Below are 26,224 nucleotides of genomic sequence, written 5' to 3'. Positions count from 1 at the left end.
ACCGATCGGCGTACCGCTCACCGTCACGGCCGGTCCGCGTGCGGCGGCTGGGGATCGCGGCCGCTCTGGCGACCGCCGCCGCGCTCGGCATGACCGCGTGCGATCCGGTCGACGCCGGGATGAACACCTCGGCGGTCGCGTTCACCACCGACCAGGTGGCCACCAGAGCGCTGGAGCGGCAACACGCCGACGTGGCCTGGCTCAGCTGCACCGGCCGGTTCGACGGCAAGGTGACGCCGGGGAACCAGAAGTCCGCCCGCGGCACCGCGATCCGTGTCGACTGCCAGGGCGAGACCGACAACGGCAAGAAGATCACCCTCAAGGGCAAGGTGCGCTCGCTCGTCGACGGCGACTGCGTCCGCGGCGACCTCAGGGCCTGGATCGACGGCAAGCAGTGGTTCCGCGTCGGCGTGCTGGGCAACTGCGCCGAGGGCGACGGCGACAACGGCGGGGGCGGCGGGACCGAGCCGTCCCAGCCCAGGCCGGCCCCGCCCCGGCCGACCCTCACTCACCGCCCGCCGCCCTCCCACGAGCAGCCCCGGCCCGCGCCCACCACCACCGTCACCGTGACCGTCACCGCGGACCCGCCGCCCAAGCCCACCTGCCCCTGCACGCCCGGCAAATGAGCCGGTGGCGGCGGCGGGCGGCACCGGGCGCGACACCGGGCGCGGTGTCGGGCAAGTGATCGAAACCGCTGTCGGCGCAGGCCGAGGCTGCCTAGGCTGGCCGGTGTGACAGAGGCAGCGCACACCACCGCGTATCTCCGATTCCCGCACATCCACGGCGAGTTGGCCGCCTTCACGGCCGAGGACGACGTCTGGGTCGCACCCCTGGACGGGGGCCGCGCCTGGCGGGTCAGCGCCGACAACATGCCCGTGAACCACCCCCGGTTCTCCCCGGACGGCACGACCGTCGCCTGGACCTCCACCCGCGACGGAGCCCCCGAGGTGCACATCGCGCCCCTGGACGGCGGCCGGTCCGAGCGGCTGACGTACTGGGGGAGCGGGAAGACCGCCGTGCGCGGCTGGACCCCCGACGGGCGGGTCCTCGCGGTCAGTTCGGCCGGCCAGGCCTCGCTGCGCCGCACCTGGGCGCGGGCCGTCCCGCTCGACGGCGGACCCGCGGCCACCCTGCCGTATGGCATCGTCGGCGACGTGGCGCACGGCCCCGACGGGCAGGTCCTGCTGCTCTCCGCGCCGATGGGGCGCGAGGCCGCCTGGTGGAAGCGGTACCGGGGCGGCACCGCGGGCAAACTGTGGATCCGGCGGCCCGGCGACGAGGGGGACGACGGCGACACCCCCTTCGTACGCGTCCACGAAGAGGTCGACGGGAACATCGAGTACCCGCTCTGGGTCGGCGGGCGCATCGCCTTCCTCTGCGACCACGAGGGCGTCGGCGCGGTCTACTCCTCGCTGCCCGACGGCTCGGACCTGCGCAGGCACAGCGGCGTCGACGGGTTCTACGCGCGCCACGCGGCCACCGACGGCACCCGCGTCGTGTACGCGTCCGCCGGCCGACTCTGGCTCCTGGACGACCTGGTGGAGGCCGAGCCGCGCCCGCTGGACATCCGGCTCGGCGGACAGCGCACCGACCTGCAGCCGCACCGGATCTCCGCCGCCCGCTCGTTCGGCGCCGCCGCGCCCGACCACACCGGACGCGGCAGCGCCGTCTCCGTGCGCGGCTCCGTGCACTGGGTGACGCACCGCGAGGGACCCGCCCGCGCGCTCGCCGCCGAGCCCGGCGTGCGCGCCCGGCTGCCCCGCACCTTCCGCGTGCAGGGCGAGGAACACGTCGTGTGGGTGACGGACGCCGAGGGCGACGAGGCGCTGGAGTTCGCGCCGGCCACCGGGGCCGCGCCCGGCGCCACGCCCCGCAGGCTCGCCGCGGGACAGCTCGGCCGGGTCCTCTCGCTGGCCATGGCGCCCGACGGCTCCCGCGCCGCCGTCGCCTCGCACGACGGCCGGGTGCTGCTCGTCGAGCGGGAGACCGGCGAGGTCCGCGAGGTCGACCGCAGCGAGGACGGCGACGCCTCCGGGCTCGTCTTCTCGCCCGACTCCGCGTGGCTCGCCTGGTCGCACCCGGGACCGGATCCGCTGCGCCAGCTCAAGCTCGCCAACACCGCCGACCTGTCGGTCTGTGAGGCCACCCCGCTGCGCTTTCGCGACTACGCGCCGGCGTTCACCCTCGACGGCAAACACCTGGCGTTCCTCTCCGCCCGCGCCTTCGACCCGGTCTACGACGAGCACGTCTTCGACCTCGCCTTCGTCGGCGGCTCACGGCCGCACCTGATCACCCTGGCCGCGGCCACCCCCTCGCCCTTCGGACCCCAGCGGCACGGCAGGGCCTTCGAGGCGCAGGACGGCGCGGGCGCCGAGACCCCCGACAGCGAGGGCGCACCCGTCACCCGCATCGACTTCGACGGCCTCGCCGACCGCATCGTGCCCTTCCCCGTCGAGGCCGCCCGCTACAGCACCCTGCGCGCCGCCAAGGACGGCCTGCTCTGGCTGCGCCACCCGGTGCGCGGCGTCCTCGGCGCCTCCCGCGCCACCCCGCACGACCCGGACCCGAAGACCGCGCTCGAACGGTACGACCTCGGCCGGCACCGCATCGAGGAACTCGCCACGGACGCCGACCACTTCGCGGTCACCGGCGACGGCAAGCGGGTGCTGCTGCGGACCGACGGAAAGCTGAAGGTCGTGCCGAGCGACCGGCGCCCCTCCGGCGACGACGACAGCGACTCGAACATCACCGTCGACCTCTCCCGGGTCCGGCACCTGGTCGACCCGGCCGCCGAGTGGCGCCAGATGTACGAGGAGACGGGCCGCCTCATGCGGGACAACTTCTGGCGGCCCGACATGGGCGGCGTCGACTGGGACGGCGTCCTGGAGCGCTACCGCCCCGTCCTCGCCCGCGTCGCCACCCACGACGACCTCGTCGACCTGCTGTGGGAGGTGCACGGCGAGCTCGGCACCTCCCACGCGTACGTCGTGCCGGGCGGGCACGGCGGCGCACACCGCCAGGGGCTGCTCGGCGCGGACCTGACGCGCGGCGACGACGGTCTGTGGCGCATCGACCGGATCCTGCCCTCGGAGACGTCCGACCCGGCGGCGCGCTCCCCGCTGGCCGCGCCCGGCGTCGCGGTCCGCCCCGGCGACGCGGTCATCGAGGTCGACGGCCGTCCCGTCGACACCGTCGCCGGCCCGGGACCGCTGCTCGTCGGCACCGCGGGCAAGCCCGTCGAGCTGACCATCTCGCCGTCCGGGGGCGGCGATCCGCGGCACGCCGTGGTGATCCCCGTCGACGACGAGGAGCCGCTGCGCTACCACGCCTGGGTCGCCGACCGGCGGGCCTACGTCCACGCACGCTCCGCAGGCCGGCTCGGCTACCTCCACGTGCCCGACATGCAGGCGCCCGGCTGGGCGCAGATCCACCGCGACCTGCGCGTCGAGGTCGCCCGCGAGGGCCTGGTCGTGGACGTGCGGGAGAACCGCGGCGGCCACACCTCCCAGCTCGTCGTGGAGAAGCTGGCGCGCCGCGTCGTCGGCTGGGACTCGCCCCGCGGCGCGCGCCCCTCCAGCTACCCGATGGACGCGCCGCGCGGCCCGGTCGTCGCCGTCGCCAACGAGTTCTCCGGCTCCGACGGCGACATCGTCAACGCCGCGATCAAGGCGCTCGGCATCGGCCCCGTCGTGGGCACCCGCACCTGGGGCGGCGTCGTCGGCATCGACAGCCGCTACCACCTGGTCGACGGGACCCTGGTGACCCAGCCGAAGTACGCCTTCTGGCTGGAGGGGCAGGGGTGGGGCGTCGAGAATCACGGCGTCGACCCCGACGTCGAGGTCGTCACCACCCCCGACGACCACGCGGCGGGCCGTGACCCGCAGCTGGACGAGGCGATCCGGCTGGCCCTCGCCGCGCTGGCGGAGAACCCGGCGAAGACGGCGCCGGCCCTGCCGGAGGCGGAGTGACCCTGCTCCGGGCGCCCTGGCCCGGCCCTGCGGCGTCCGTGCCCGGACCAGGGCGCCCGCGCCCGGGCCGATAGCATGCCGAAGGTACTGATCTTTCCCATCGTGCTCATGTCGAGCATCGTGCTCACGTCCAGCTAGGAGGCGGCCCATGGCGGGCGAAGCGCAAAGCGACTGCCTGTTCTGCAAGATCGTCGCGGGTGACGTGCCGGCGACCGTCGTCCGGGAGACCGAGACGACCCTCTGCTTCCGCGACATCAACCCGCAGGCGCCGACCCACGTCCTGGTGATCCCCAAGGTGCACCACCCGGACGCCGCGTCGCTGGCCGCCGCCGAACCGCGGATCGCCGCGGACGTGCTCCACGAGGCGGGCGAGGTCGCGGCCCAGGAGGGGGCGGAGAGCTACCGCATCGTCTTCAACACCGGCACCGGCGCCGGCCAGACCGTCTTTCACGCGCACGCGCACGTCCTGGGCGGCCGCGGCCTCCAGTGGCCCCCCGGATAGCGGGGCCGCACTCCTTGTCCGTACGCGAACTGGTGGTGCTCGGCACCGCCAGCCAGGTCCCCACCCGGCACCGCAACCACAACGGCTACGTGCTGCTCTGGGACGGCCAGGGCATCATGTTCGACCCCGGCGAGGGCACCCAGCGGCAGATGCTGCGCGCCGGGGTCGCCGCCCACGACCTGCACCGGATCTGCGTCACGCACTTCCACGGCGACCACAGCCTGGGCCTGGCCGGGGTGATCCAGCGCATCAACCTCGACCGCGTCCCGCACCCCGTCACCGCCCACTACCCGGCGTCGGGGCAGCACTTCTTCGACCGGCTGCGGTACGCGACGGCCTACCGCGAGACCGTGCGGCTCGGTGAGGTGCCGGTGGCCGGGGACGGGCCGCTGGCCACCACCGCCTCGTACACCCTCGACGCGATGAGGCTCTCGCACCCGGTCGAGTCCTTCGGCTACCGCGTCACCGAGCCCGACGGGCGCCGGATGCTGCCCGAGCGGCTCGCCGCGCACGGCATCAAGGGCCCCGACGTCGGACGGCTGCAGAAAGAGGGCAGCCTCGGCGGCGTCACCCTCGACGAGGTCAGCGAGGTGCGGCGCGGGCAGCGGTTCGCCTTCGTGATGGACACCCGGCTCTGCGACGGCGTGCACGCGCTCGCCGAGGGCTGCGACATGCTCGTCATCGAGTCGACCTTCCTCGACGAGGACGAACGACTCGCCACCGACCACGGGCACCTGACGGCCGGTCAGGCCGCCCGGGTGGCCCTCGACGCGGGCGTGCGCCACCTCGTCCTGACGCATTTCAGCCAGCGTTACCCCGACCCGGCCGCCTACGAACAGCAGGCCCGCGCCGCCGGCTTCGCCGGCGAACTCACCGTCGCCCGCGACCTGTTGCGCGTCCCCCTGCCCAAGCGCACCTGAACCACCCCTCCCCGAACTGAGCGAGACCGCACCATGCCGATCCCCAAGGCCGAACTCCACCTGCACATCGAAGGCACCCTCGAACCCGAGCTGGCCTTCGCCCTCGCCGCGCGCAACGGCGTCGAACTCCCCTACGCCGACACCGAAGAGCTCCGCAAGGCCTACCTCTTCGACGACCTGCAGAGCTTCCTCAACCTCTACTACCGGCTGATGGCCGTGCTGCGCACCGAGGCCGACTTCGAGGAGCTCGCGGACGCCTACCTCGCCCGCGCCGCCGCCCAGGGCGTGCGCCACGCGGAGATCTTCTTCGACCCGCAGGCGCACACGGCGCGCGGCGTCCCGATCGCCACCGTCATCGAGGGCCTCGCGCGCGCCCTGGACCGCAGCGAGGAGCGGCACGGCGTCTCCACGCGGCTCATCATGTGCTTCCTGCGCGACCAGTCCGCCGACTCCGCCCTGGAGACCCTGACGGCCGCCGAGCCGCACCTGCACCGGATCATCGGCATCGGCCTGGACTCGGCCGAGGTCGGCCACCCGCCCGCCAAGTTCAAGGAGGTGTACGCGGCCGCCGCCGCCCGGGGTCTGCGCCTCGTCGCGCACGCCGGCGAGGAGGGGCCGCCCGCGTACATCACGGAGGCACTCGACGTGCTGCGGGTCGAGCGCATCGACCACGGCCTGCGCTGCATGGAGGACCCGGACCTCGTGGAGCGCCTGGTCCGCGACCGCGTCCCGCTCACGCTCTGCCCCCTCTCGAACGTCCGGCTGCGCACCATCGACGTGCTGGAGGACCACCCGCTGCCGAAGATGCTGGACGCGGGCCTCATGTGCACGGTCAACTCCGACGACCCGGCCTACTTCGGCGGCTACGCGGAGGACAACTTCCACGCCGTGCGCGAGGCCCTGGGGCTCGACCAGGAGCGGCTGCGCACGCTCGCGCGGAACTCCTTCGAGGCGGCGTTCCTCGACCGGGACGCGGCGGACGAGGCGCTGCGGGCGCGGTACCTCGCCGAGGTCGAGGCTTATTCGTTCGACTGACGGCCGGGGGGCGGGATACCGTCCCGCTCATGGACACCATCGCGCAGATCTACGGCTGACACGACTCATCGGCCCCCGCCCGCCCCGCGTGCCGTCGCACGCCCCGGGGCCGTGGCGGTGGGCCGTCGTGTCCACATCCGTAGCTTTCCGTACGCGAAGGAACTCCCATGTCATCCCGTCGACTTGCCCGTCGCCGTGCCCACATCGCCATGATCGGCGTCCCGATGGTCAGCCACGTGCTGCCCGGCCTCGAGGTCATCCGTGAGCTGGTGGCGCGCGGCCACCGGGTCAGTTACGCCAACGACCCGGCGACCGCCGCTCTGATCGAGCCCACCGGCGCCGAACTGGTCGCCTGCGCATCGACGCTCCCGTTCCGCGACAACATCTGGCCCGAGGACCCCATCGAGGCCAGCTCGCTCTTCCTCGACGACGCGATGGCGGTGCTTCCGCAGCTCCACGCGGCGTTCGACGACGACCCCGCCGACCTGTACCTGTACGACATCGGTGCCTACGTCGCCCGTGCGCTCGCCGAGGCGCAGGGCAGGCCGCTCGTCCAGCTCTCGCCCACCTTCGTGGCCTGGGGCGGTTACCAGGAGGAGGTGGGCGCGGCCATCGCCCAACTGCCGGGCGCCGACGCCCTGGAAACGCGGTTCAAGGAGTGGCTCGCCGGGTGCGGGGCCACCACGCTGGACGTCGGGGAGTTCTCCGGTGTGCCGCCGCGGGGCATCGCCACCGTCCCGCGGGCCATGCAACCGCACGCCGACACCGTCGACCCCGACCGGATCGACTTCGTCGGGCCCTGCCTCGGCGACCGCGCCCGGCAGCAGAGCTGGACCCGGCCTGCGGGCGCGGACAAGGTCCTCTTCGTCTCGCTCGGCTCCTCGTACACCACGCAGCCGGAGTTCTACCGCCAGTGCGTGGCCGCCTTCGGGAACCTCCCGGGCTGGCACGTGGTGCTGCAGATCGGCAAGCACGTGGATCCCGCGGAGCTCGGCCCCGACCTGCCGGGGAACATCGAAGTCTGCTCCTGGGCGCCGCAGTTGGCGGTCCTGGAGCAGGCCGACGCGTTCGTCACCCACGCGGGCATGGGCAGCAGTTCGGAGGGCCTCTTCTACGGGGTGCCGATGATCGCCGTGCCGCAGGGCGCGGAGCAGCCGATGAACGCGGACCGGCTCGTGGAGTTGGGGGTCGCCCGCCGTGTCGACACGGGTTCCGCGACTGCGGGCGTGCTGCGGGACGCGCTGCTTGCGCTGACCTCCGACCCCGAAGTCGCGCGCAGGTGCGCCGCGTTGCGGGCGGAGGCCCGTGCGGAGGGCGGGGCGTCCAGGGCCGCCGACCTGATCGAGGCCGAGCTGTAACGCTCCGCCGGGCCGGGTGGCGCTCTGGCTGCGGCCTCGCCGCGGCTGGTCGCGCAGTTCCCCGCGCCCCTCTCGCAGTTCCCCGAGCCCCCTGGCAGGGCTCGGGGAACTGTCCCATTGACGGCGTGCGTTCGCGTACCTAGTCTCCGTTCTCATGTATGGACAGCGCTCCGGCAGTCTCGTCATCGAAGAGGTCCGTCTCACCCCCGTCCTCGTCGCCGACCCGCCGCTCCTCAACACCCAGGGCGTGCACCAGCCCTACACGCCCCGGCTGATCATCGAGGTGGTCACGGCCGGTGGAGTCACGGGGATCGGGGAGACGTACGGCGACACCGGATACCTGGACCTGGCGCGGCCCTTCGCCGCGCGGCTCGTCGGGCGCGAAGTCAGCGATCTGAACGGGCTGTTCACACTCGCGGACGAGCTGGCCGTCGACGCCGCCCGGGTCGACGACTCCGTGGACGGCGGCGGGCTGCGCGGCGTGCGCAGCGCGGACAAGCTGCGGCTCTCCGTCGTCTCCGGGTTTGAGGTGGCGTGCCACGACGCGCTCGGCAAGGCGCTCGGACTGCCCGTGCACGCGCTGCTCGGCGGCAAGGTGCGCGACACCGTGGAGTACAGCGCGTACCTCTTCTACAAGTGGGCCGACCACCCCGCCTCCTACGGGTGGGCCGAACACCCGGGCGTCACCAGCGAGCCGGACGACGGGTGGGGCGCCGCGCTCGACCCGGCCGGGGTCGTCGCCCAGGCCCGGCTCTTCACCGAGCGGTACGGCTTCACCTCCTTCAAGCTCAAGGGCGGCGTCTTCCCGCCCGACGAGGAGATCGCCGCGATCCGCGCCCTCGCCGACGCGTTCCCCGGCCTGCCGCTGCGGCTCGACCCCAACGGCGCCTGGTCCACGGCGACCTCGCTGAAGGTCGCGGCCGAACTCGGCGACGTACTGGAGTACTTGGAGGACCCGGCGCTCGGCACGCCCGCGATGGCGGAGGTCGCCGCCGGCACGCGCGTGCCGCTCGCCACCAACATGTGCGTGACGACCTTCGAGGAGATACCGGAGGCCTTCGCGAAGAAGGCCGTCCGGGTGGTGCTCTGCGACCACCACTACTGGGGCGGGCTGCGGCGCACCCGTGAACTGGCCGCGCTCTGCCGCACCTTCGGGGTGGACCTCTCCATGCACTCCAACACCCATCTGGGGATCAGCCTGGCCGCGATGACCCAGGTGGCGGCGACCGTGCCCGGCCTGCGCCACGCCTGCGACTCGCACTACCCCTGGCAGAGCGAGGACGTCCTGACCGAACGGCTGCGGTTCGACGGCGGCCGGGTGGCCGTCACCGACACGCCGGGCCTCGGCGTCGAGCTCGACCGGGAGCGGCTCGCCGCCCTGCACGCGCGCTGGCTCGACGCGGAGTTCCGGGCGATGCGGGAGCGGGACGACGCGGCGGCGATGCGGGTGGCCGACCCCGCGTGGGAGGCCCCTGCCGTGCCGCGCTGGTAGCGCCCGTCCGTTACGTTGCCTGCATGGTCGTACCCGTAAAGCCCACCATCGACCCGCTGAAGGCGGCCCGCAGAGCCGGTGATCCGGACTGCGACGTCTACCTCACCGGCACGGTCTTCCTCGACATCATCTTCACCGGCCTCGACTCCGCGCCGGTGCGCGGGACCGAGTCCTGGGCGCGCGGCATGGGGTCGAGCCCCGGCGGCGTCGCGAACATGGCGACCGCGCTCGCCCGGCTCGGTCTGCACACCTCGCTCGCCGCGGCCTTCGGCGACGACCACTACGGGGAGTACTGCTGGGACGCCCTCGAACAGGGCGAGGGCATCGACCTCACCCCGTCACGGACCGTGCCCGGCTGGCACTCGCCGGTGACGGTCTCCATGGCGTACGAGGGCGAGCGCACCATGGTGAGCCACGGCCACGAGCCGCCGCCGGACGCCGGCGCGCCGGACGGCGGCGCCCCCTCGTGCCCGCCCCGCGCCCGCGCCGCCGTCGCCTCCCTCACCCCCGGCGCCGGCGCCGCCCCGTGGATCGCGCAGGCCGCCCGGAGCGGGACGCGGATCTTCGCCGACGTCGGCTGGGACGACACCGGCCGCTGGGACCTCGCGGCCCTGCCCGACCTGCGGCACTGCGAGGCGTTCCTGCCCAACGCGGAGGAGGCGATGCGCTACACCCGCACCTCCTGCCCGCGCGCCGCGGCCCATGCCCTCACCGAACACGTGCCGCTGGCCGTGGTGACGCTGGGCGCCGAGGGCGCGTACGCGGTGGACCGCAGAACCGGCGAGACCGCCGAGGTCCCGGCCATCGCGGTCGAGGCGCTCGATCCCACCGGGGCGGGGGATGTCTTCGTCGCGGGCTTCGTCACCGGGACGCTCGCGGACTGGCCGCTCGCCGACCGTCTCGCCTTCGCGGGCCTGACGGCGGCGCTCTCCGTGCAGGAGTTCGGCGGCTCCCTTTCGGCGCCCGGCTGGGCGGAGGTGGGGGCCTGGTGGCGCCGGGTGCGGGAGGTCGAGGACCAGGATCCGCTGGCCCTGCGCCGGTACGCGTTCCTGGACGGCCTGCTGCCCTCGACGAACCGCCCGTGGCCGCTGCGGCGGGCGGTGCCGACGATCGGCTTCAGGTCGGCGTAGCCGGGCGGCGGGGGCGAGGGAGGCTCCGCGGGGGCCCCGGGAAGATCCGGTGGGCGGCGGTGGTTGCGAAAGCAGGCAACGGATGCGACGAAAAGACTTACGGCACTGACAGTGCCGCGTCGTACTCTTGGCAGTGCAAGGCTGTCACGCGGCCACCAAGCCCCGCACGAGGAGGATGAGCAGGCCTTCAGAGCCGGCCCATGACTCAGACACCCACGACTCACACCGACGGGCAGGACCAGGCCCGAGCCCACTTCACCGTCCCCGCGAGCCATCCGATGGTGACGGTCCTCGGCTCCGGCGACGCCCTGCTGCGGGTGATCGAGAAGGCCTTCCCGGCGGCCGACATCCATGTCCGGGGCAACGAGATCAGCGCCGCGGGCAGCGCCCCCGAAGTGGCCCTGATCCAGCGCTTGTTCGACGAGATGATGCTGGTGCTCCGCACCGGTCAGCCGATGACGGAGGACGCAGTGGAACGCTCGATCGCCATGCTGAGGGCGGACGAGAGCGGCACCGGCGCGGAGGAGACCCCCGCCGAGGTCCTCACGCAGAACATCCTCTCCTCCCGCGGCCGCACCATCCGCCCCAAGACGCTGAACCAGAAGCGGTACGTCGACGCGATCGACAAGCACACCATCGTCTTCGGCATCGGCCCCGCGGGCACCGGCAAGACCTACCTCGCCATGGCCAAGGCCGTGCAGGCCCTGCAGTCCAAGCAGGTCAACCGCATCATCCTGACCCGCCCCGCGGTGGAGGCCGGCGAGCGCCTCGGCTTCCTGCCCGGCACGCTGTACGAGAAGATCGACCCGTATCTGCGCCCGCTCTACGACGCCCTGCACGACATGCTGGACCCCGACTCGATCCCGCGGCTGATGGCGGCGGGCACGATCGAGGTGGCCCCGCTGGCGTACATGCGCGGCAGAACATTGAACGACGCGTTCATCATCCTCGACGAGGCGCAGAACACCAGCGCCGAGCAGATGAAGATGTTCCTCACCCGCCTCGGCTTCGACTCCAAGATCGTCATCACCGGTGACATCACCCAGGTCGACCTGCCCGGCGGTACCAAGAGCGGCCTGCGCGAGGTGCAGCGGATCCTCGACGGCGTGGAGGACATCCACTTCTCGCGGCTCACGTCCAACGACGTGGTCCGGCACAAGCTGGTCGGCCGTATCGTCGACGCGTACGAGCAGCACGACAGCCGCGACGGGAAGTAGACCAGCACCACCATGTCGATCGACGTCAACAACGAATCCGGAACCGAGGTCGACGAGCAGGCGATCCTCGACATCGCCCGCTACGCCCTCACGCGGATGCGCATCCACCCGCTCTCCGAGCTCTCGGTGATCGTGGTGGACGCCGACGCCATGGAGCAGCTGCACATCCAGTGGATGGACCTGCCGGGGCCGACGGACGTCATGTCCTTCCCGATGGACGAGCTGCGGCCGCCCATGAAGGACGACGACGAGCCCCCGCAGGGCCTCCTCGGCGACATCGTGCTCTGCCCCGAGGTCGCGACCCAGCAGGGCAAGGACGCCCCGACGCAGCACTCCATGGACGAGGAGCTCCAGCTCCTCACCGTCCACGGCGTGCTGCACCTGCTCGGGTACGACCACGAGGAGCCCGACGAGAAGGCCGAGATGTTCGGCCTGCAGGCCGCGATCGTCGACGGCTGGCGCGGCGAGCAGGGCCTGACCGGCCCCTCGCCGGCCCCCACGGTCTCCTGACGCCATGAGTCCTCAGCTGATCGCCGGTGCCGTCGCCCTCGTGGTGGTGGCCTGGCTCGCCGCCTGCGCCGAGGCGGGCATCGCCCGGGTCTCCAGCTTCCGCGCGGAGGAGGCGGCCCGCTCCGGGCGGCGCGGCAGCGCGAAGCTCGCGCAGGTCGCCGCGGACCCGACCCGCTATCTCAACGTGGCGCTGCTCGTGCGGGTGGCGTGCGAGATGGCCGCCGCGGCCCTGGTGACCTACGCCTGTCTGCGGGAGTTCGACGAGACCTGGCAGGCGCTGGCCGTCGCCATCGGCGTGATGGTCCTCGTCAGCTATGTCGCCGTCGGGGTCTCGCCGCGCACCATCGGCCGCCAGCACCCGCTGAACACGGCCACCGCGGCGGCGTACGTGCTGCTGCCGCTGGCCCGCGTCATGGGCCCCATCCCGCCGCTGCTGATCCTCATCGGCAACGCCCTCACGCCCGGCAAGGGCTTCCGGCGCGGACCGTTCGCCTCCGAGGCCGAGCTGCGCGCGATGGTGGACCTCGCCGAGAAGGAGTCCCTGATCGAGGACGAGGAGCGGCGCATGGTCCACTCCGTCTTCGAGCTCGGCGACACCCTCGTACGCGAAGTCATGGTGCCCCGCACCGACTTGGTGGCCATCGAGCGGTTCAAGACGATCCGCCAGGCGCTCACCCTCGCCCTGCGTTCCGGCTTCTCGCGCATCCCCGTCACGGGGGAGAGCGAGGACGACGTCGTCGGCATGGTGTATCTGAAGGACCTGGCGCGCAAGACGCACATCAACCGCGAGAGCGAGTCGGATCTGGTGTCCACCGCGATGCGCCCGGCGACCTTCGTGCCCGACACGAAGAACGCCGGCGACCTGCTGCGCGAGATGCAGCAGGAGCGCAACCACGTGGCCGTGGTCATCGACGAGTACGGCGGCACGGCCGGCATCGTGACCATCGAGGACATCCTGGAGGAGATCGTCGGCGAGATCACCGACGAGTACGACCGCGAGCTGCCGCCCGTGGAGGAGCTCGCCGACGGCTGCTACCGCGTGACGGCCCGGCTCGACATCGGCGACCTCGGGGAGCTCTTCGGCTTCGACGAGTTCGACGACGAGGACGTCGAGACGGTGGGCGGTCTGCTCGCCAAGCGCCTCGGCCGGGTCCCGATCGCCGGGGCGTCGGCGGTCGTGCCGCTGCCGGACGAGCGGGAGTTGAAGCTCACCGCGGAGTCGGCGGCGGGCCGGCGCAACCGCATCATGACGGTCCTCGTGGAGCCGGTCACGGTCGGCGGGCACGGCGAGGGCGGCGCGAAGGAGCGGGAGAGCGCATGACACCGGAGGCCCTGCGCACGTTCTGCCTCTCCTTCAACGGGGCGGTGGAGGAGTTCCCCTTCACCCCGGAGACCTCGGTCTTCAAGGTGGCCGGGAAGATGTTCGCGCTCACGGCGCTCGACGGGCGTCCGCTCACCGTCAACCTCAAATGTGAGCCGGAGATCGCCGTCCGGCTGCGGGCCGCGCATCCCGAGATCGTCCCCGGCTGGCACATGAACAAGCGGCACTGGAACACCGTCTCGGTCGCCGCGGGACTGCCGGACCGGCAGGTCAAGGAGCTCATCGAGGACTCGTACGACCTGGTGGTGGCGGGCCTGCCCCGGGCGGAGCGACTGCGCCTCGACCGCCCCTGAGGGGCGCGCACGGTCCGGGACGCACCGTGCAGAGTGTCCCGACAGCCCCTCGCCATCGGGGTGGCGGGGCGGCAGAATGGAGGGACAGGCGGATCCGAACCGCTCCCACTCCGGGCTGCCGGCCAAGGGAACTCGGAGTGGAAACGTCGTGCGTTGGCGTCCGCCGCAGCTGGCCCCGGCCCTCAGGTCGGGGTCAGTCCCTTTTCACACGTGGAGCACCCACCTGTCGATGATCTGCTGGATCACGTAGACGAGGCTGGCACTCTGGGCCGACAGCGCGACCCAGTCGGTCCACCTGCGAGGGGTTCGGCGCCCGTCCGGCTTCTCGGCCATCGGGCTGTTCTCCTTCCTGGTTCCACGCGAGTCGTGGATACCGCGGTGAGCCACGAACGGGTGGCACCAGGAAGGGGGAACCGACGTGCGACGGCACTCGATGGTGTGGTGGTGTGCCGTCTCGGTGCTGATCTCAACCTCCTTGCGGCGACGGCCAGTTGAGCAGGCTACCCTCTTCCATATCGTAGCCCGCACGTCGCGACATGGGTAGTGCTGTCGGACACGTCGCCGAAAGTGGGGTCGCGAAGTGCGATATAGCTACCCGAGAACTGTCGGCCCGTACGGCCCCGTGCGGTTGCCGCATCGGGGGACCTCGGGTCTCCTGACAGTGGCGTGAACTGTCGTCCCGGAAGGTCTCGATGAGTAAGCTGCTAGTCTGCTACGTTGCACCTCGCACGGTCCGGTTGGGGGTGGAGCCATCATGAGCGCACCAAGTGCGGCACTTCAGCGGCTCCGGCTGCGCACGGAGCTCCGCAAGGCACGGACCGCCGCCGAGCTCACCCAGCGGCAGGTGGCCGCCAAGATGGAGTGGAGCCCCTCCAAGCTGATCCGCATCGAGGCGGGTGAGGTCGGCATCTCCGTCAACGACCTGCGGCCGCTTCTGGAGGCGTACGGGATCAGGGACCGCCGGCGCATCGAGGCGCTGCTCGATCTCGCGCGGGGCAGCAGGAAGATGCCGTACACCGAGTACCGCGACCTGTACAGCAAGGAGTTCCTCAACTACCTCGCCCTTGAGGCGTCCTCCGCGATCGTGCGGACGTACAACTCCCTCCAGGTGCCCGGTCCGCTGCAGACCGAGGAGTACGGCCGGGCCATCATGCGCGCCTACGACAAGGGCATCTCCGACGAGGTGATCGACCGCGCCGTCGAGGTGCGGCTCTCCCGTCAGGAGACGCTGACATCGGGCGAGCGCGAGGTGTTCTACATCCTCGACGAGTCCGTGGTGCGCCGCCAGGTCGGTGGACGCGGCGTGATGCGGGCCCAGTTGGAGCGGCTCGCGGAGCTGGCCGACCTGCCGCGCGTGACGATCCAGATCCTCCCGTTCAGCGTCGGCGCGCACCCCGGCATCCAGGGCCCCTTCACGCTCTTCGAGTTCGAGGCCGACGAGATGCCCGACTCGCTCTACCTGGAGAACCCGCGCGGCGACTCCTACAGCAGCAACGCCCCGGAGGAGAGCGGGCGTTACCTGGAGAGGTTCTGGGAACTGGAGGACCTCGCCATCAAGGACCGCACGGTGGACCTGCTCCGGTTGCTCGCCGCCCGGGCCGAGGAGGGCGCCGACGACCTGGACCGGCTGGTCCCATCCGCCGAAGAAGGCTGATCCTTCCCCGACTCTCCCCGGGTGCGGGCACCTTGGCGTGAAACGCGTTGTTCAGATCCGTATGACGCGCCGTTATCCTGGAAGAGGTGCTACGTGCCTCTGCACCAGCCATGGCGGCTGGCCTTCCGCACCCGGGGTGGAGGACGAGCGTGGGCAGCACATGGGCATGGCGCAAGAGCAGTGCGAGTGGGGGCGCGAGCGACGACTGCGTGGAGATCGCCTGGACCGGGGAGACGGTCCTGATCCGCGACTCCGCGCGCCCCCGGGGAGCGGTCCTCGCGGTGGACCCGGCTGCCTGGACCGCCTTCGTCTCCTGGGGGCCGGCCCATCCGATGGCGGTGGCGGCGGAGCCGGGTGTGCTCCGTATGCTCGGGGCATGACTGAGAGTGCCGCGCTTGATGCCGAGGACCGCAAGATCGTGACCCTGGCCCGTTCCGCCCGGGCCCGCAACGGTGTGCCCGAGGGGGCGGCCGTGCGGGACGAGACGGGGCGGACCTATGTGGCGGGGACGGTTGCGCTGGCCTCGCTCCAGCTGTCCGCGCTGCGGACCGCGGTGGCGATGGCGGTGGCGTCCGGGGCGGAGTCGCTTGAGGCGGCGGCGGTCGTCTCCGGGTCGGCGGAGGTCACCCCCGAGGATCTCGCCGCCGTACGGGACCTCGGCGGGGCCGGGACGCCGGTGTTCCTCGCGGGGGCCGACGGGGAGGTCCGGGTGCGGGTGGAGGCGGGCTGAGGTTGTGCCTCCGGCGGTTCCTTCCCCGATCCCGCCCCTTCCCGAATTCCCCGGCTCCGCCGGCCGTGGCTCGGCCCCACGGCTTCAGTCCCCGCCGACTTCGCCCCCGGGGCTCCGCCCCGGACCCCGCTCCTCAAACGCCGGAGGGGCTGATTCCTCACACCGCGTCAGGTCCCCGTTCCCCCGTCCGCACCCGCACCACCGTCTCCACCGGTACCGCCCAGACCTTGCCGTCGCCGATCTTGCCCGTGTGGGCCGCGCGCACGATCGCGTCGATGGCCGCGTCCGCGTCCGGGTCCGTGACCACCACCTCGACGCGGACCTTGGGGACCAGGTCCACCCGGTACTCCGCGCCCCGGTAGACCTCCGTGTGGCCGCGCTGGCGGCCGTAGCCGCTGGCCTCGGTGACCGTCAGGCCGTCCACGCCGAGTTCCTGGAGCGCCGTCTTCACCTCGTTCAGGCGGAACGGCTTGATGACCGCGGTGATCAGCTTCATGCGACGTGGCTCCCCTTCTTCACCGAGGCGGAGCCCACGGGGCCCACCAGGACGCCGTGATCGTAGGCGCTCTCCGCGTGCTGTGTCTGGTCCAGGCCCGTCTGCTCGTCCTCCGCCGACACCCGGAAGCCCATCAGCCTGTCGACGCCCTTCCCGATGCCGTACGTGACGGCGAAGGTGTACGCCGCCACGGCGAGCACCGCCACCGTCTGCTTGCCCAGCTGCGCCGCGCCGCCCCCGTAGAACAGGCCCTCCGCGCCCCGCGTCATCGTGGCCGTCGCGAACAGGCCGATCAGGAGCGTGCCGACGACGCCGCCCACCAGGTGCACGCCGACCACGTCGAGGGAGTCGTCGTAGCCCAGGCGGAACTTCCACGCGACGGCGTACGAGCAGACGACGCCCGCCGCGAGACCGATCGCCGCCGCGCCGGGGATGCCGACCACCCCGCACGAGGGCGTGATCGCGACCAGGCCCGCCACCGCGCCGGACGCCGCGCCGAACGTGGTGGGGTGGCCGTCGCGGCGCTGCTCCACGAAGAGCCAGCCGAGCAGCCCCGTGCAGCCGGCGACCAACGTGTTGAGCAGGGAAGCCGCCGCCAGGCCGTTCGCGCCGAGCGCCGAGCCGCCGTTGAAGCCGAGCCACCCGAACCAGAGCAGGCCCGCGCCCATCAGGACCATGGGCAGGTTGTGCGGGCGCATCGCCTCCTTGCGGAACCCGATGCGCGGGCCGAGCACCAGGCACAGGGCGAGGCCCGAGGCGCCCGACGCGATCTCGACGACCAGGCCGCCCGCGAAGTCGAGGGCGCCGAGGGAGTCCGCGATCCAGCCGCCCGGACCCCACACCCAGTGCGCGACGGGAACGTATACGAGCAGCGTCCACACCGGCACGAACACCAGCCAGGCCGCGAACCTGGTCCGGTCCGCGACGGCGCCGCTGATCAGCGCCGCCGTGATGACGGCGAAGGTGAGCTGGAAGGTGGTGAAGAGCAGCGTCGGCACCGTGCCGGTCAGGCTGTCCGGGCCGATGCCCGCCATGCCCGCCTGGTCGAGTCCGCCGATCAGGCCGGCGAAGACGTCGTCGCCGAAGGCCAGGGAGTACCCGGCGACCAGCCACACCACGGTGACCAGGGCGATCGAGACGAAGGACATGAGCAGCATGTTCAGGACACTCTTCGTGCGGACCATGCCGCCGTAGAAGAGGGCGAGGCCCGGCGTCATCAGGAGGACGAGCGCGGTGGCCGCGAGCAGCCAGGCGGTGTCGCCCGTGTCGAGGTGGGGGGCGGCGAAGGACGTCATGGGGGGAGAGCGTCACCGCCGCGCGTTTCGTAACGGGCAACCGCGGGTTTCCGCCGTGTTTCGTGTCGCCGGGCCGGGACGTGGGCCGTCCTTCGCGCCGTCGCCGGGTCCCCGGCGGGCGGTGCGGTGCGGCGGGGCTCCGGGGATCAGGGACAATGGGCGCCATGAGCGTTCGTACCCCGTCATCAGCCGAGCCGTCCGAGGCCGTCCACCGCGCCGGCTTCGCCTGCTTCGTCGGCCGCCCCAACGCGGGCAAGTCCACCCTCACGAACGCTCTGGTCGGCAAGAAGGTCGCGATCACCGCGAACCAGCCGCAGACCACGCGGCACACGGTCCGCGGCATCGTGCACCGTCCCGACGCCCAGATGATCCTGGTCGACACCCCGGGCCTGCACAAGCCGCGCACCCTCCTCGGCGAGCGGCTCAACGACGTCGTGCGCACGACGTGGGCCGAGGTCGACGTCATCGGCTTCTGTCTGCCCGCGAACGAGAAGCTCGGCCCCGGCGACCGGTTCATCGCCAAGGAGCTCGCCTCCATCAAGAAGACGCCGAAGATCGCGATCGTCACCAAGACCGACCTCGTCGACAGCAAGACGCTCGCCGAGCAGCTCATCGCCATCGACCAGCTCGGCACGGAGCTCGGCTTCCAGTGGGCCGAGATCGTCCCGGTGTCGGCCGTCGGCGACCAGCAGGTCGGGCTGCTCGCCGACCTGATCGTGCCGCTGCTGCCCGAGGGCCCCGCGCTCTACCCCGAGGGCGACCTCACCGACGAGCCCGAGCAGGTCATGGTCGCCGAGCTGATCCGCGAGGCCGCGCTCGAAGGGGTGCGCGACGAACTGCCGCACTCCATCGCCGTCGTGGTGGAGGAGATGCTGCCGCGCGAGGACCGGCCCGCCGACAAGCCGCTCCTGGACATCCACGCGTTCGTCTACATCGAGCGGCCCAGCCAGAAGGGCATCATCATCGGCCCGAAGGGCAAGCGCCTGAAGGACGTCGGCATCAAGTCCCGCAAGCAGATCGAGGCGCTGCTGGGCACGCCGGTCTTCCTGGACCTCCATGTGAAGGTGGCGAAGGACTGGCAGCGGGACCCTCGCCAGCTTCGCAAGCTCGGGTTCTGAGACGCTCTTCGGCTGGGGGCGCGTCGTGGCTGGGCGCGCAGTTCCCCGCGCCCTTGACGGGTCGCGTCAGTCCACGCCCCTGATCCGCGTCACGAGGACCGCCCCCGCAAGACCCACCACCGCCGCCGTCAGGTACAGCGTCCGGTAGCCGCCCAGGTACGTCACGATCGGCGCCGCCATGGCCGGGGCCGCCACCTGGGGAAGGGAGTTGGCGATGTTGATGACGCCGAGATCCCTGCCCCGGTCCATGGCCGTGGGCAGCACGTCCGTCATCAGGGCGAAGTCCACCGAGGTGAAGACGCCGAAGCCGATGCCGAGCACCGCCGCCGCGACGAGCGCGCCCGGCCAGGTCTGCCAGAGCGCGAGCAGCCCCGTCGCCCCCGCCATCAGCGCCCCCGACCAGAGCACGAAGGGCTTGCGCCGGCCCACCCGGTCCGACCAGGCGCCGCCCACCACGACGGTGGCCAGCATCGTCGCGCCGTTCACCGCCGTCAGGATCAGGACGCCCTCGTCCGGGTCGGCGTAGTCGAGGCCGTCGCGCAGGAAGTACAGCAGGTAGAGCAGCACCACCGAGTTGCTGACGTTGATCAGGAACCGGGTCAGCCAGGCCCAGGCGAGGTCTGGGTGGCGGCGCGGGCTCAGCCGGAACCCGGCGAGGAACGCCCGCCGGTCCCACGGCGGCCGGTCGGCGGCCGCGAGCCGCGGATCACGGTGGCGTACGACATGGGGCGCCACGCCCACCACGGTGAACAGGGCGCACGCCGCGTACCCCGCGCCCGTCCCGCCCGCCACCGTCGCGAGCCCCGTGCCGACGACCACGCCGAGCAGCTGCGCCGCCCCCAGCCAGCCGCCCACCGAGCCCCGCTGCAGCCGGGGCACGTGGTCCGGGACGGCGGCGGTGACCGCGGCGAAGGCGGCGTTCAGGGTGAGCTGGACCAGGCACCAGCCCGCCGCGAGCCACCACACCGAGCCCGCGGCGGCGAGCAGCAGCAGCGCGACGGCGCCGCCCGCCGTGCCCGCCACGATCCACGGGGTGCGCCGGCCCCACCGGGACGTGGTGCGGTCCGAGACCGCGCCGAAGAGCGGGTTCGCGGCCAGCGAGACCACCGCGCCGGCCCCCGTCACCCAGGCGAGCACCGACTCCTTCGACGTGCCGGCGGGGGCGAGGTCCTCCGCCTGCACGGCGAGCAGGATCTGCAGCGGCCCGTACCAGCCCACCCAGATCGCGCCGTTGGCGAGGGACAGCGTGGCCGTCCAGCCCCGGCCGACCCGCTCCGTCGGCTCCCGCAGCGCGGCCCCGGTCATGGGCGGCGCGCCCGCAGCACCTCGCGCAGCCAGTGGTACGACGCCTTCGGGGTGCGCGTCTGCGTGGCGTGGTCGACGTGCACCAGGCCGAACCTGCGCCGGAACCCCTCCGCCCACTCGAAGTTGTCGATGAGCGACCAGACGAAGTAGCCGCGCACGTCCACCCCGGCGTCCAACGCCCGGTGCAGCGCCCGCAGATGGCCGTCCAGATAGGCGATCCGCTCCTGGTCGTCCAGGCCCTCGTACGAGCAGCCGTTCTCGGTGATCACCAGGGGCGGGAGACGGTCGGCGTAGCGGTCGCGGAAGGCGGTGAGCAGTTCGGTCAGGGCCTCGGGGACGACCGGCCAGCCGAAGTCGGTGACCGGGTGGCCCTCGATCTCCCGCGGCGAGAAGGGGAGTTCGGGCGGGAGCGCGACCCCGGCGAACTCCCCGCCGGTGCCCCCGGGGAGCGGGGCGCCCACCTTCGTCGGCTGGTAGAAGTTGATCCCGTACCAGTCGAGCGGCTCCGCGATGACCGACAGGTCGGCGTCGATGTCGTCGCCGGGCATGAGCTCCGCGATGCCGTCCGGATAGCGGCCGAGCAGCAGCGGGTCGGCGAAGAGGCGGTTGAGGAGCAGGTCGTAGAAGTCGGCGGCGGCCGTGTCCTCGGGGTCGGCGGAGGCCGGCCAGGTGGGGCCGTGCGAGTTGGCGATGCCGATGTCGTGGGCGCCGGCCGCGCGCAGTGCCCGTACCGCGAGGCCGTGCGCGAGGAGCTGGTGGTGGGCGGCGGGCAGCGCGTCGAAGAGGAGGCGCTCACCGGGGGCGTGCTGACCGAGGGCGTGGCCGAGCAGGGTGTGTTCCGCCGGTTCGTTGAGGGTGATCCACTTGGTGACGCGGTCGCCGATGCGGGCCGCGACCACCGCCGCGTAGTCGGCGAACCGCTCGGCGGTCCGGCGGTCAAGCCAGCCGCCCGCCTCGTGCAGGACCAGCGGGGTGTCCCAGTGGAAGAGGGTCGCGACGGGGCGTACGCCCGCGGCGCACAGTTCGTCCACCAGGCGGTCGTAGAAGTCGAGGCCGGCCGGGTTGACGGCGCCGGCGCCGGTGGGCAGGACCCGCGGCCAGGAGACCGAGAAGCGGTACGCGTCCACGCCGAGGTCACGGACGAGCGCGACGTCCTCGCGGTAGCGGTGGTAGTGGTCGCAGGCGACCTCGGCCGTGCTGCCGTCCTTCACGTTGCCCGGCACGGCCGTGAACGCGTCCCACACCGAGGCGCCGCGCCGGTCGGCGGCGCCCTCGATCTGGTGGGCCGATGTGGAGACGCCCCACAGGAAGTCGTGGGGGAAGGAGGGGAGGGGTTCGCTCGCCGGTGTCGCCGCACTCGCTGCCATGGGCGGGATCTTCCGGACCGGCGCGTGCCGAAGTCAATGGGCGTGCGGCTATAAGTTGAACAAAGCTCAGCTTTTCTCCGGAGCTGGGCGCCTTCCGTATTACGCGCCTTCCTTCAGCACCCGCGAGATCAGCTTCCGCTGCGGCTCGGTCAGCCGCGGGTCCGCGCAGTACACCGTCCGCCCGTCCACCGTCAGCTGGTACTGGAAGCCGTCCGGCACCCCGACGGGCGGCGTGCTCCCTCCCTCGGTCAGGGCCTGTTCGGCCAGGTCGTGCCAGTCCGGGGCATCGGCCAGCTCCGAGGTGTCCACCTCGGCGCGCCGGTCGATGCCCGCGAACCCTCCGGTCCGCCTCACCTGGATACGCATGGGTCCTGTCTACTGCACCGGGTGGGCGGCCGGTAGCGCGCCGTCAGCCGTCCGTGGCCGGCACCTTGACCGTGGACCACGCGTCGACGACGGCCTTGAGCTCGTCCCCGTCGCCGTACTTCGCGCGCGCCGCCGCGACGGTCAGCTTCGCGAAGTCGCTGAAGGACGCGTCCTGCGCCAGCTCGCCGCCGGTCAGCACGGCGTACCAGATCTCCCCGGCCCGCTCCCACGAGTGACCGCCGAGCGCGTCGGCGACCAGGTAGAACGCGCGGTTGGGGATGCCCGAGTTGATGTGCACGCCGCCGTTGTCGCGGCCGGTCTTGACGAAGTGGTCCATGTCGGCGGGCTGCGGGTCCTTGCCGAGCACGTCGTCGTCGTACGCCGTGCCGGGCTCCTTCATGGAGCGCAGCGCCGTGCCGGTGACGCGCGGGGCGAGCAGGCCCGCACCGATCAGCCAGTCGGCGTCGGCGGCGGTCTGGCCGAGCGTGTACTGCTTGATCATCGAGCCGAAGACGTCCGACAGGGACTCGTTGAGCGCGCCCGGCTGGCCGAAGTACGTGAGGTTCGCCGTGTACTGCGTGACGCCGTGGGTCAGCTCGTGGCCGATGACGTCCACGGGGATGGTGAAGTCCAGGAAGATCTCGCCGTCACCGTCGCCGAACACCATCTGCTCGCCGTTCCAGAAGGCGTTGTTGTACTCCTCGGAGTAGTGCACGGTCGCGTTCAGCGGCAGTCCGCTGCCGTCGATGGAGAGGCGCTCGTACGCCTTCTGGTAGAGCTCGAAGGTGGCGCCGAGGCCCGCGTACGCGCGGTTGACGGTGGCGTCCTTGCCGGGCTTGTCGCCCTCGCCGCGGACCTTGCGGCCGGGGAGCTCGGTGCGGTGCCTGGCGTCGTGGATGGTGCGGTGCGGCTTGCCCTCGGTGGCGTCCTTCGGCGCGGCCACGCTCGGGGCGCCCACGACGGTGGTCATGCGGCGCTGGGTGCGCTCGAAGGCGTCCCGCTGCAGGGTGCGGCGGGCGGGAGCGGAGAGTGCGGGGTCCTGGCTCTGGGCGAGCGTGTCCAGGACGTGGGGCGGCACGATGGTGCAGAAGACAGGCTCGAAGCCTGCCGGTTTGGCGGTCATGGCGTGCAATGTGGCACTGGGTCATGCCGCTGTCACTACCCGCAACCAGGATTAGTGAAATAGAGGTATTGATCACGCCATACCCGTTACCTTCCGGTGATCCCGCATACTGATACGGGCCCGCGCGTCACGGGCGTCTCGGCTAGGCTGCGGCACATCATGCGATTCGGGCTGCTCCTTCTTAGCTGCCGCGGCGAGGGCCTGTAGACGAGGCCGACCCCCTCCCCGCGGAGTTCGGTGTTGCGCTCAGACCGTCGGCCGTCCCTCAGCCGGAGAACCACTTCCGGCGAGGATCCAGCGGACATCCCTCCGAGGAGCCCACGCATCATGTCGAACTTCCAGCGCCCCACCGCCATGCCGATCCACAAGTACGGGCAGTACGAGCAGGTCGCCATCCCCGACCGCACCTGGCCCGACAACCGGATCACCGTCGCCCCCCGCTGGCTCTCCACCGACCTGCGCGACGGCAACCAGGCGCTGATCGACCCGATGTCCCCGGCCCGCAAGCGCGCCATGTTCGACCTGCTGGTCCGCATGGGCTACAAGGAGATCGAGGTCGGCTTCCCCTCGTCGGGCCAGACCGACTTCGACTTCGTGCGGTCGATCATCGAGGACGAGAACGCGATCCCCGAGGACGTGACCATCTCCGTCCTGACCCAGGCCCGCGAGGAGCTCATCGAGCGCACCGTGGAGTCCCTGAAGGGCGCCCGCCGGGCCACGGTCCACCTGTACAACGCGACGGCGCCCGTCTGGCGCGACGTGGTCTTCCGCGGCTCGCGCGACGCCGTGAAGCAGATCGCCGTCGACGGCACCCGGCTGGTCGTGGAGTACGCCGAGAAGCTGCTGGACGACCGGACGACCTTCGGATACCAGTACAGCCCGGAGATCTTCACCGACACCGAGCTGGACTTCGCCCTGGAGGTCTGCGAGGGCGTCATGGACGTCTGGCAGCCCGACGCCGGGCGCGAGATCATCCTCAACCTGCCCGCCACCGTGGAGCGCTCCACGCCCTCCACCCACGCGGACCGCTTCGAGTGGATGTCGCGCAACCTGTCCCGGCGCGAGCACGTCTGCCTCTCCATCCACCCGCACAACGACCGCGGCACCGCCGTCGCCGCCGCCGAGCTGGCCGTGATGGCCGGCGGCGACCGCGTCGAGGGCTGCCTGTTCGGCCAGGGCGAGCGCACCGGCAACGTCGACCTGGTCACCCTGGGCATGAACCTCTTCTCGCAGGGCGTCGACCCGCAGATCGACTTCTCGGACATCGACGAGGTCCGCCGCGTGTACGAGTACTGCACGCAGATGGAGGTCCACCCGCGCCACCCCTACGCGGGTGACCTGGTCTACACCGCCTTCTCCGGCTCCCACCAGGACGCCATCAAGAAGGGCTTCGACGCGCTGGAGTCCCGCGCCGCGGCCGCCGGCAAGACCGTCGACGACATCGAGTGGGCCGTGCCGTACCTGCCCATCGACCCCAAGGACGTCGGCCGCTCCTACGAGGCCGTCATCCGCGTCAACTCGCAGTCCGGCAAGGGCGGCATCGCCTACGTCCTGCAGAACGACCACAAGCTGGACCTGCCGCGCCGCATGCAGATCGAGTTCTCGAAGATCATCCAGAACAAGACCGACGCCGAGGGCGGCGAGGTCACGCCGGACGCGATCTGGAGCGTCTTCCAGGACGAGTACCTGCCGAACCCGGCGAACCCCTGGGGTCGGATTCAGGTCAAGAACGGCCAGACGACGACCGACACGGACGGCGTCGACACCCTCACCGTCGAGGCCACCCTGGACGGCGCCGACACCGTCCTGACCGGTTCCGGCAACGGCCCGATCTCCGCGTTCTTCGACGCGCTGCAGGGCATCGGCATCGACGTGCGCCTGCTGGACTACCAGGAGCACACCATGAGCGAGGGCGCGTCCGCGCAGGCCGCCTCGTACATCGAGTGCGCCATCGGCGACAAGGTGCTCTGGGGCATCGGCATCGACGCCAACACCACCCGCGCCTCCCTGAAGGCCGCCGTGTCCGCCGTCAACCGCGCGGCGCGCTAGTCCTCCGACCGGTTCCGCCCGGTTTCCACCCGGCTCCGTCCGCCGATCCGGCGGGCGGGGCCGCGTCGTCTCCCGGCCAGTTCCGGCTCGCTCTCCTGTACGAGAGGCTGACGCCGCATCACGGATGTGGCTAACATCACGCCAACGCGGCAATGCAGCCGGGGAGTTACGGAGGTGCGTGGTGCTGCCAGCTCGGGGACAGGACGGCCGAAATACCCGCATCCCCCTCAAGCCGGTCTCGCGCGGGCGAGCGCTGTGGAGACGTGTGATCGGCATGCACACGGCCTGGGACACCGTGGGTGACGGCGAGTTCTTCTGCCCGGCCTGCGGTGGTGACCGCAACTACCAGCGCCTCACAGGGCGGCGCCGCTTCGTCCTGCTCGGCCTGCCCGTCGTGCCGCGCGGCACCCGAGGACCCGTCGTCCAGTGCGCCGCCTGCCAGGACCTCTTCGACCCGGACGTCCTCGACCACCCCACCACCACCCGGCTCTCCGCGATGCTCCGCGAGGCCGTCCACACCCTGGTCCTCGCGGTCCTGTCCACCGGCGGGACCGCCGCCCGGCCCACCCTGGACACCGCCGTCGCCGCGCTGCATGGCGCGGGCCACGACGACTGCACCGAGGAGCAGCTCGTCGCGCTCGTCGACGCGCTCGCCCGGGACGCCGGACGCGCCACCGAACCCGACTGCGGACCCGGCCTCGCCATAGAGCTCCACGAGGCGCTCGGCCCGCTGGCCCCGCACCTCGCCCCGGCCGGCCGCGAGGCCCTGCTCCTCAAGGGTGCCCGCATCGCCCTCGCCGACGGCCCCTACACCCCGGCCGAACGCGACGTGCTCACCACGGCGGGCTGTGCGCTGACGATCTGTACGGAGGACGTGACCCGCCTCCTCGCGACGGCGCGCACGCCGTCCTGACG

Annotated in this window: 25 protein-coding genes; 18 read left to right on the top strand and 7 right to left on the bottom strand. The window is 72.1% G+C overall.

Annotation, left to right across the window (positions count from 1 at the left end; all coding sequences use genetic code 11):
• Positions 1-38 precede the first annotated feature (38 nt).
• The 12 genes from ACFYO9_RS15485 to ACFYO9_RS15430 all read left to right on the top strand — a co-directional run bounded on the left by ACFYO9_RS15485 (position 39) and on the right by ACFYO9_RS15430 (position 13,806).
• Positions 39-626 (top strand): hypothetical protein, encoded by a 588-nt coding sequence (locus tag ACFYO9_RS15485; RefSeq protein WP_358778881.1) that lies wholly within the window; start codon positions 39-41, stop codon positions 624-626.
• A gap of 105 nt (positions 627-731) precedes the next feature.
• Positions 732-3,968 carry a S41 family peptidase gene (locus tag ACFYO9_RS15480; protein WP_358778880.1) on the top strand — a complete coding sequence of 1,079 codons (3,237 nt, stop codon included), beginning with the start codon at positions 732-734 and terminating at the stop codon, positions 3,966-3,968.
• A 148-nt stretch (positions 3,969-4,116) separates the two neighbouring features.
• Positions 4,117-4,470: a histidine triad nucleotide-binding protein gene (locus ACFYO9_RS15475; protein ID WP_358705156.1), complete on the top strand. Its 354-nt coding sequence runs from the start codon at positions 4,117-4,119 to the stop codon at positions 4,468-4,470.
• A 14-nt stretch (positions 4,471-4,484) separates the two neighbouring features.
• The gene (locus ACFYO9_RS15470; RefSeq protein ID WP_358778879.1) at positions 4,485-5,390 is read left to right on the top strand and encodes a ribonuclease Z; all 906 of its coding nucleotides are present in this window, start codon (positions 4,485-4,487) and stop codon (positions 5,388-5,390) included.
• A gap of 33 nt (positions 5,391-5,423) precedes the next feature.
• The gene (locus tag ACFYO9_RS15465; RefSeq protein WP_358778878.1) at positions 5,424-6,425 is read left to right on the top strand and encodes an adenosine deaminase; all 1,002 of its coding nucleotides are present in this window, start codon (positions 5,424-5,426) and stop codon (positions 6,423-6,425) included.
• A gap of 167 nt (positions 6,426-6,592) precedes the next feature.
• Positions 6,593-7,783 carry a macrolide family glycosyltransferase gene (locus ACFYO9_RS15460; RefSeq protein WP_358778877.1) on the top strand — a complete coding sequence of 397 codons (1,191 nt, stop codon included), beginning with the start codon at positions 6,593-6,595 and terminating at the stop codon, positions 7,781-7,783.
• A gap of 154 nt (positions 7,784-7,937) precedes the next feature.
• Positions 7,938-9,275 carry a glucarate dehydratase family protein gene (locus tag ACFYO9_RS15455; RefSeq protein ID WP_358778876.1) on the top strand — a complete coding sequence of 446 codons (1,338 nt, stop codon included), beginning with the start codon at positions 7,938-7,940 and terminating at the stop codon, positions 9,273-9,275.
• A gap of 23 nt (positions 9,276-9,298) precedes the next feature.
• Positions 9,299-10,405 (top strand): PfkB family carbohydrate kinase, encoded by a 1,107-nt coding sequence (locus ACFYO9_RS15450; RefSeq protein WP_358778875.1) that lies wholly within the window; start codon positions 9,299-9,301, stop codon positions 10,403-10,405.
• Positions 10,406-10,605: 200 nt separating this feature from the next.
• Entirely contained in the window at positions 10,606-11,622 is a 1,017-nt protein-coding gene (locus ACFYO9_RS15445; RefSeq protein ID WP_358705144.1) for a PhoH family protein, read from the top strand.
• Positions 11,623-11,634: 12 nt separating this feature from the next.
• Positions 11,635-12,132, top strand: a complete 498-nt coding sequence (gene ybeY, locus ACFYO9_RS15440) for an rRNA maturation RNase YbeY (protein WP_355808435.1) — start codon at positions 11,635-11,637, stop codon at positions 12,130-12,132.
• Between the two features lie 4 nt (positions 12,133-12,136).
• Positions 12,137-13,453: a hemolysin family protein gene (locus ACFYO9_RS15435; protein ID WP_355808438.1), complete on the top strand. Its 1,317-nt coding sequence runs from the start codon at positions 12,137-12,139 to the stop codon at positions 13,451-13,453.
• Entirely contained in the window at positions 13,450-13,806 is a 357-nt protein-coding gene (locus tag ACFYO9_RS15430) for an MmcQ/YjbR family DNA-binding protein (RefSeq protein ID WP_355808441.1), read from the top strand. Before ACFYO9_RS15435 ends, ACFYO9_RS15430 begins: the two co-directional genes overlap by 4 nt.
• 204 nt (positions 13,807-14,010) lie before the next feature.
• Here ACFYO9_RS15430 and ACFYO9_RS15425 read toward each other — a convergent pair whose 3' ends face one another.
• The gene (locus ACFYO9_RS15425; protein WP_355808444.1) at positions 14,011-14,139 is read right to left on the bottom strand and encodes a hypothetical protein; all 129 of its coding nucleotides are present in this window, start codon (positions 14,137-14,139) and stop codon (positions 14,011-14,013) included.
• 421 nt (positions 14,140-14,560) lie between these two features.
• Here ACFYO9_RS15425 and ACFYO9_RS15420 point away from each other — a divergent pair, with 421 nt between their 5' ends.
• The 3 genes from ACFYO9_RS15420 to ACFYO9_RS15410 all read left to right on the top strand — a co-directional run bounded on the left by ACFYO9_RS15420 (position 14,561) and on the right by ACFYO9_RS15410 (position 16,190).
• Positions 14,561-15,460 (top strand): helix-turn-helix transcriptional regulator, encoded by a 900-nt coding sequence (locus ACFYO9_RS15420; protein ID WP_355808446.1) that lies wholly within the window; start codon positions 14,561-14,563, stop codon positions 15,458-15,460.
• Between the two features lie 149 nt (positions 15,461-15,609).
• A complete protein-coding gene (locus ACFYO9_RS15415) occupies positions 15,610-15,840 on the top strand; it encodes a DUF397 domain-containing protein (RefSeq protein ID WP_358778874.1) in 231 nt (76 codons plus the stop codon).
• Positions 15,837-16,190: a cytidine deaminase gene (locus tag ACFYO9_RS15410; protein WP_355808449.1), complete on the top strand. Its 354-nt coding sequence runs from the start codon at positions 15,837-15,839 to the stop codon at positions 16,188-16,190. The genes ACFYO9_RS15415 and ACFYO9_RS15410 overlap by 4 nt, the downstream gene beginning before the upstream one ends.
• A 157-nt stretch (positions 16,191-16,347) precedes the next feature.
• Here ACFYO9_RS15410 and ACFYO9_RS15405 read toward each other — a convergent pair whose 3' ends face one another.
• Entirely contained in the window at positions 16,348-16,686 is a 339-nt protein-coding gene (locus ACFYO9_RS15405; RefSeq protein WP_358778873.1) for a P-II family nitrogen regulator, read from the bottom strand.
• Positions 16,683-17,981: an ammonium transporter gene (locus ACFYO9_RS15400; RefSeq protein ID WP_358778872.1), complete on the bottom strand. Its 1,299-nt coding sequence runs from the start codon at positions 17,979-17,981 to the stop codon at positions 16,683-16,685. Before ACFYO9_RS15400 ends, ACFYO9_RS15405 begins: the two co-directional genes overlap by 4 nt.
• Positions 17,982-18,136: 155 nt before the next feature.
• On the opposite strand from ACFYO9_RS15400, the gene era reads away from it, so the two are divergent.
• Positions 18,137-19,099 (top strand): GTPase Era, encoded by a 963-nt coding sequence (gene era, locus ACFYO9_RS15395; RefSeq protein WP_388666316.1) that lies wholly within the window; start codon positions 18,137-18,139, stop codon positions 19,097-19,099.
• Positions 19,100-19,165: 66 nt separating this feature from the next.
• On the opposite strand, the gene ACFYO9_RS15390 is transcribed toward era, so the two are convergent.
• The 4 genes from ACFYO9_RS15390 to ACFYO9_RS15375 all read right to left on the bottom strand — a co-directional run bounded on the left by ACFYO9_RS15390 (position 19,166) and on the right by ACFYO9_RS15375 (position 23,260).
• Positions 19,166-20,404 (bottom strand): MFS transporter, encoded by a 1,239-nt coding sequence (locus ACFYO9_RS15390; protein WP_358778871.1) that lies wholly within the window; start codon positions 20,402-20,404, stop codon positions 19,166-19,168.
• Positions 20,401-21,771, bottom strand: a complete 1,371-nt coding sequence (locus ACFYO9_RS15385; protein ID WP_355808462.1) for a GH1 family beta-glucosidase — start codon at positions 21,769-21,771, stop codon at positions 20,401-20,403. The genes ACFYO9_RS15390 and ACFYO9_RS15385 overlap by 4 nt, the downstream gene beginning before the upstream one ends.
• Positions 21,772-21,870: 99 nt before the next feature.
• Positions 21,871-22,137 (bottom strand): protealysin inhibitor emfourin, encoded by a 267-nt coding sequence (locus ACFYO9_RS15380; RefSeq protein WP_355808465.1) that lies wholly within the window; start codon positions 22,135-22,137, stop codon positions 21,871-21,873.
• A 43-nt stretch (positions 22,138-22,180) separates the two neighbouring features.
• A complete protein-coding gene (locus ACFYO9_RS15375) occupies positions 22,181-23,260 on the bottom strand; it encodes a M4 family metallopeptidase (protein ID WP_358705132.1) in 1,080 nt (359 codons plus the stop codon).
• A gap of 327 nt (positions 23,261-23,587) precedes the next feature.
• Here ACFYO9_RS15375 and leuA point away from each other — a divergent pair, with 327 nt between their 5' ends.
• Complete coding sequence (gene leuA / locus ACFYO9_RS15370; RefSeq protein ID WP_355808470.1) at positions 23,588-25,309, top strand: 2-isopropylmalate synthase; 1,722 nt, start codon at positions 23,588-23,590, stop codon at positions 25,307-25,309.
• Between the two features lie 181 nt (positions 25,310-25,490).
• Positions 25,491-26,222 (top strand): TerB family tellurite resistance protein, encoded by a 732-nt coding sequence (locus tag ACFYO9_RS15365; RefSeq protein ID WP_388666351.1) that lies wholly within the window; start codon positions 25,491-25,493, stop codon positions 26,220-26,222.
• Positions 26,223-26,224: the final 2 nt, after the last annotated feature.

It is taken from the genome of Streptomyces sp. NPDC005863, assembly GCF_042871345.1.
Lineage (GTDB): Bacteria > Actinomycetota > Actinomycetes > Streptomycetales > Streptomycetaceae > Streptomyces.
This window is presented reverse-complemented; position numbering and strand designations above follow the sequence as displayed.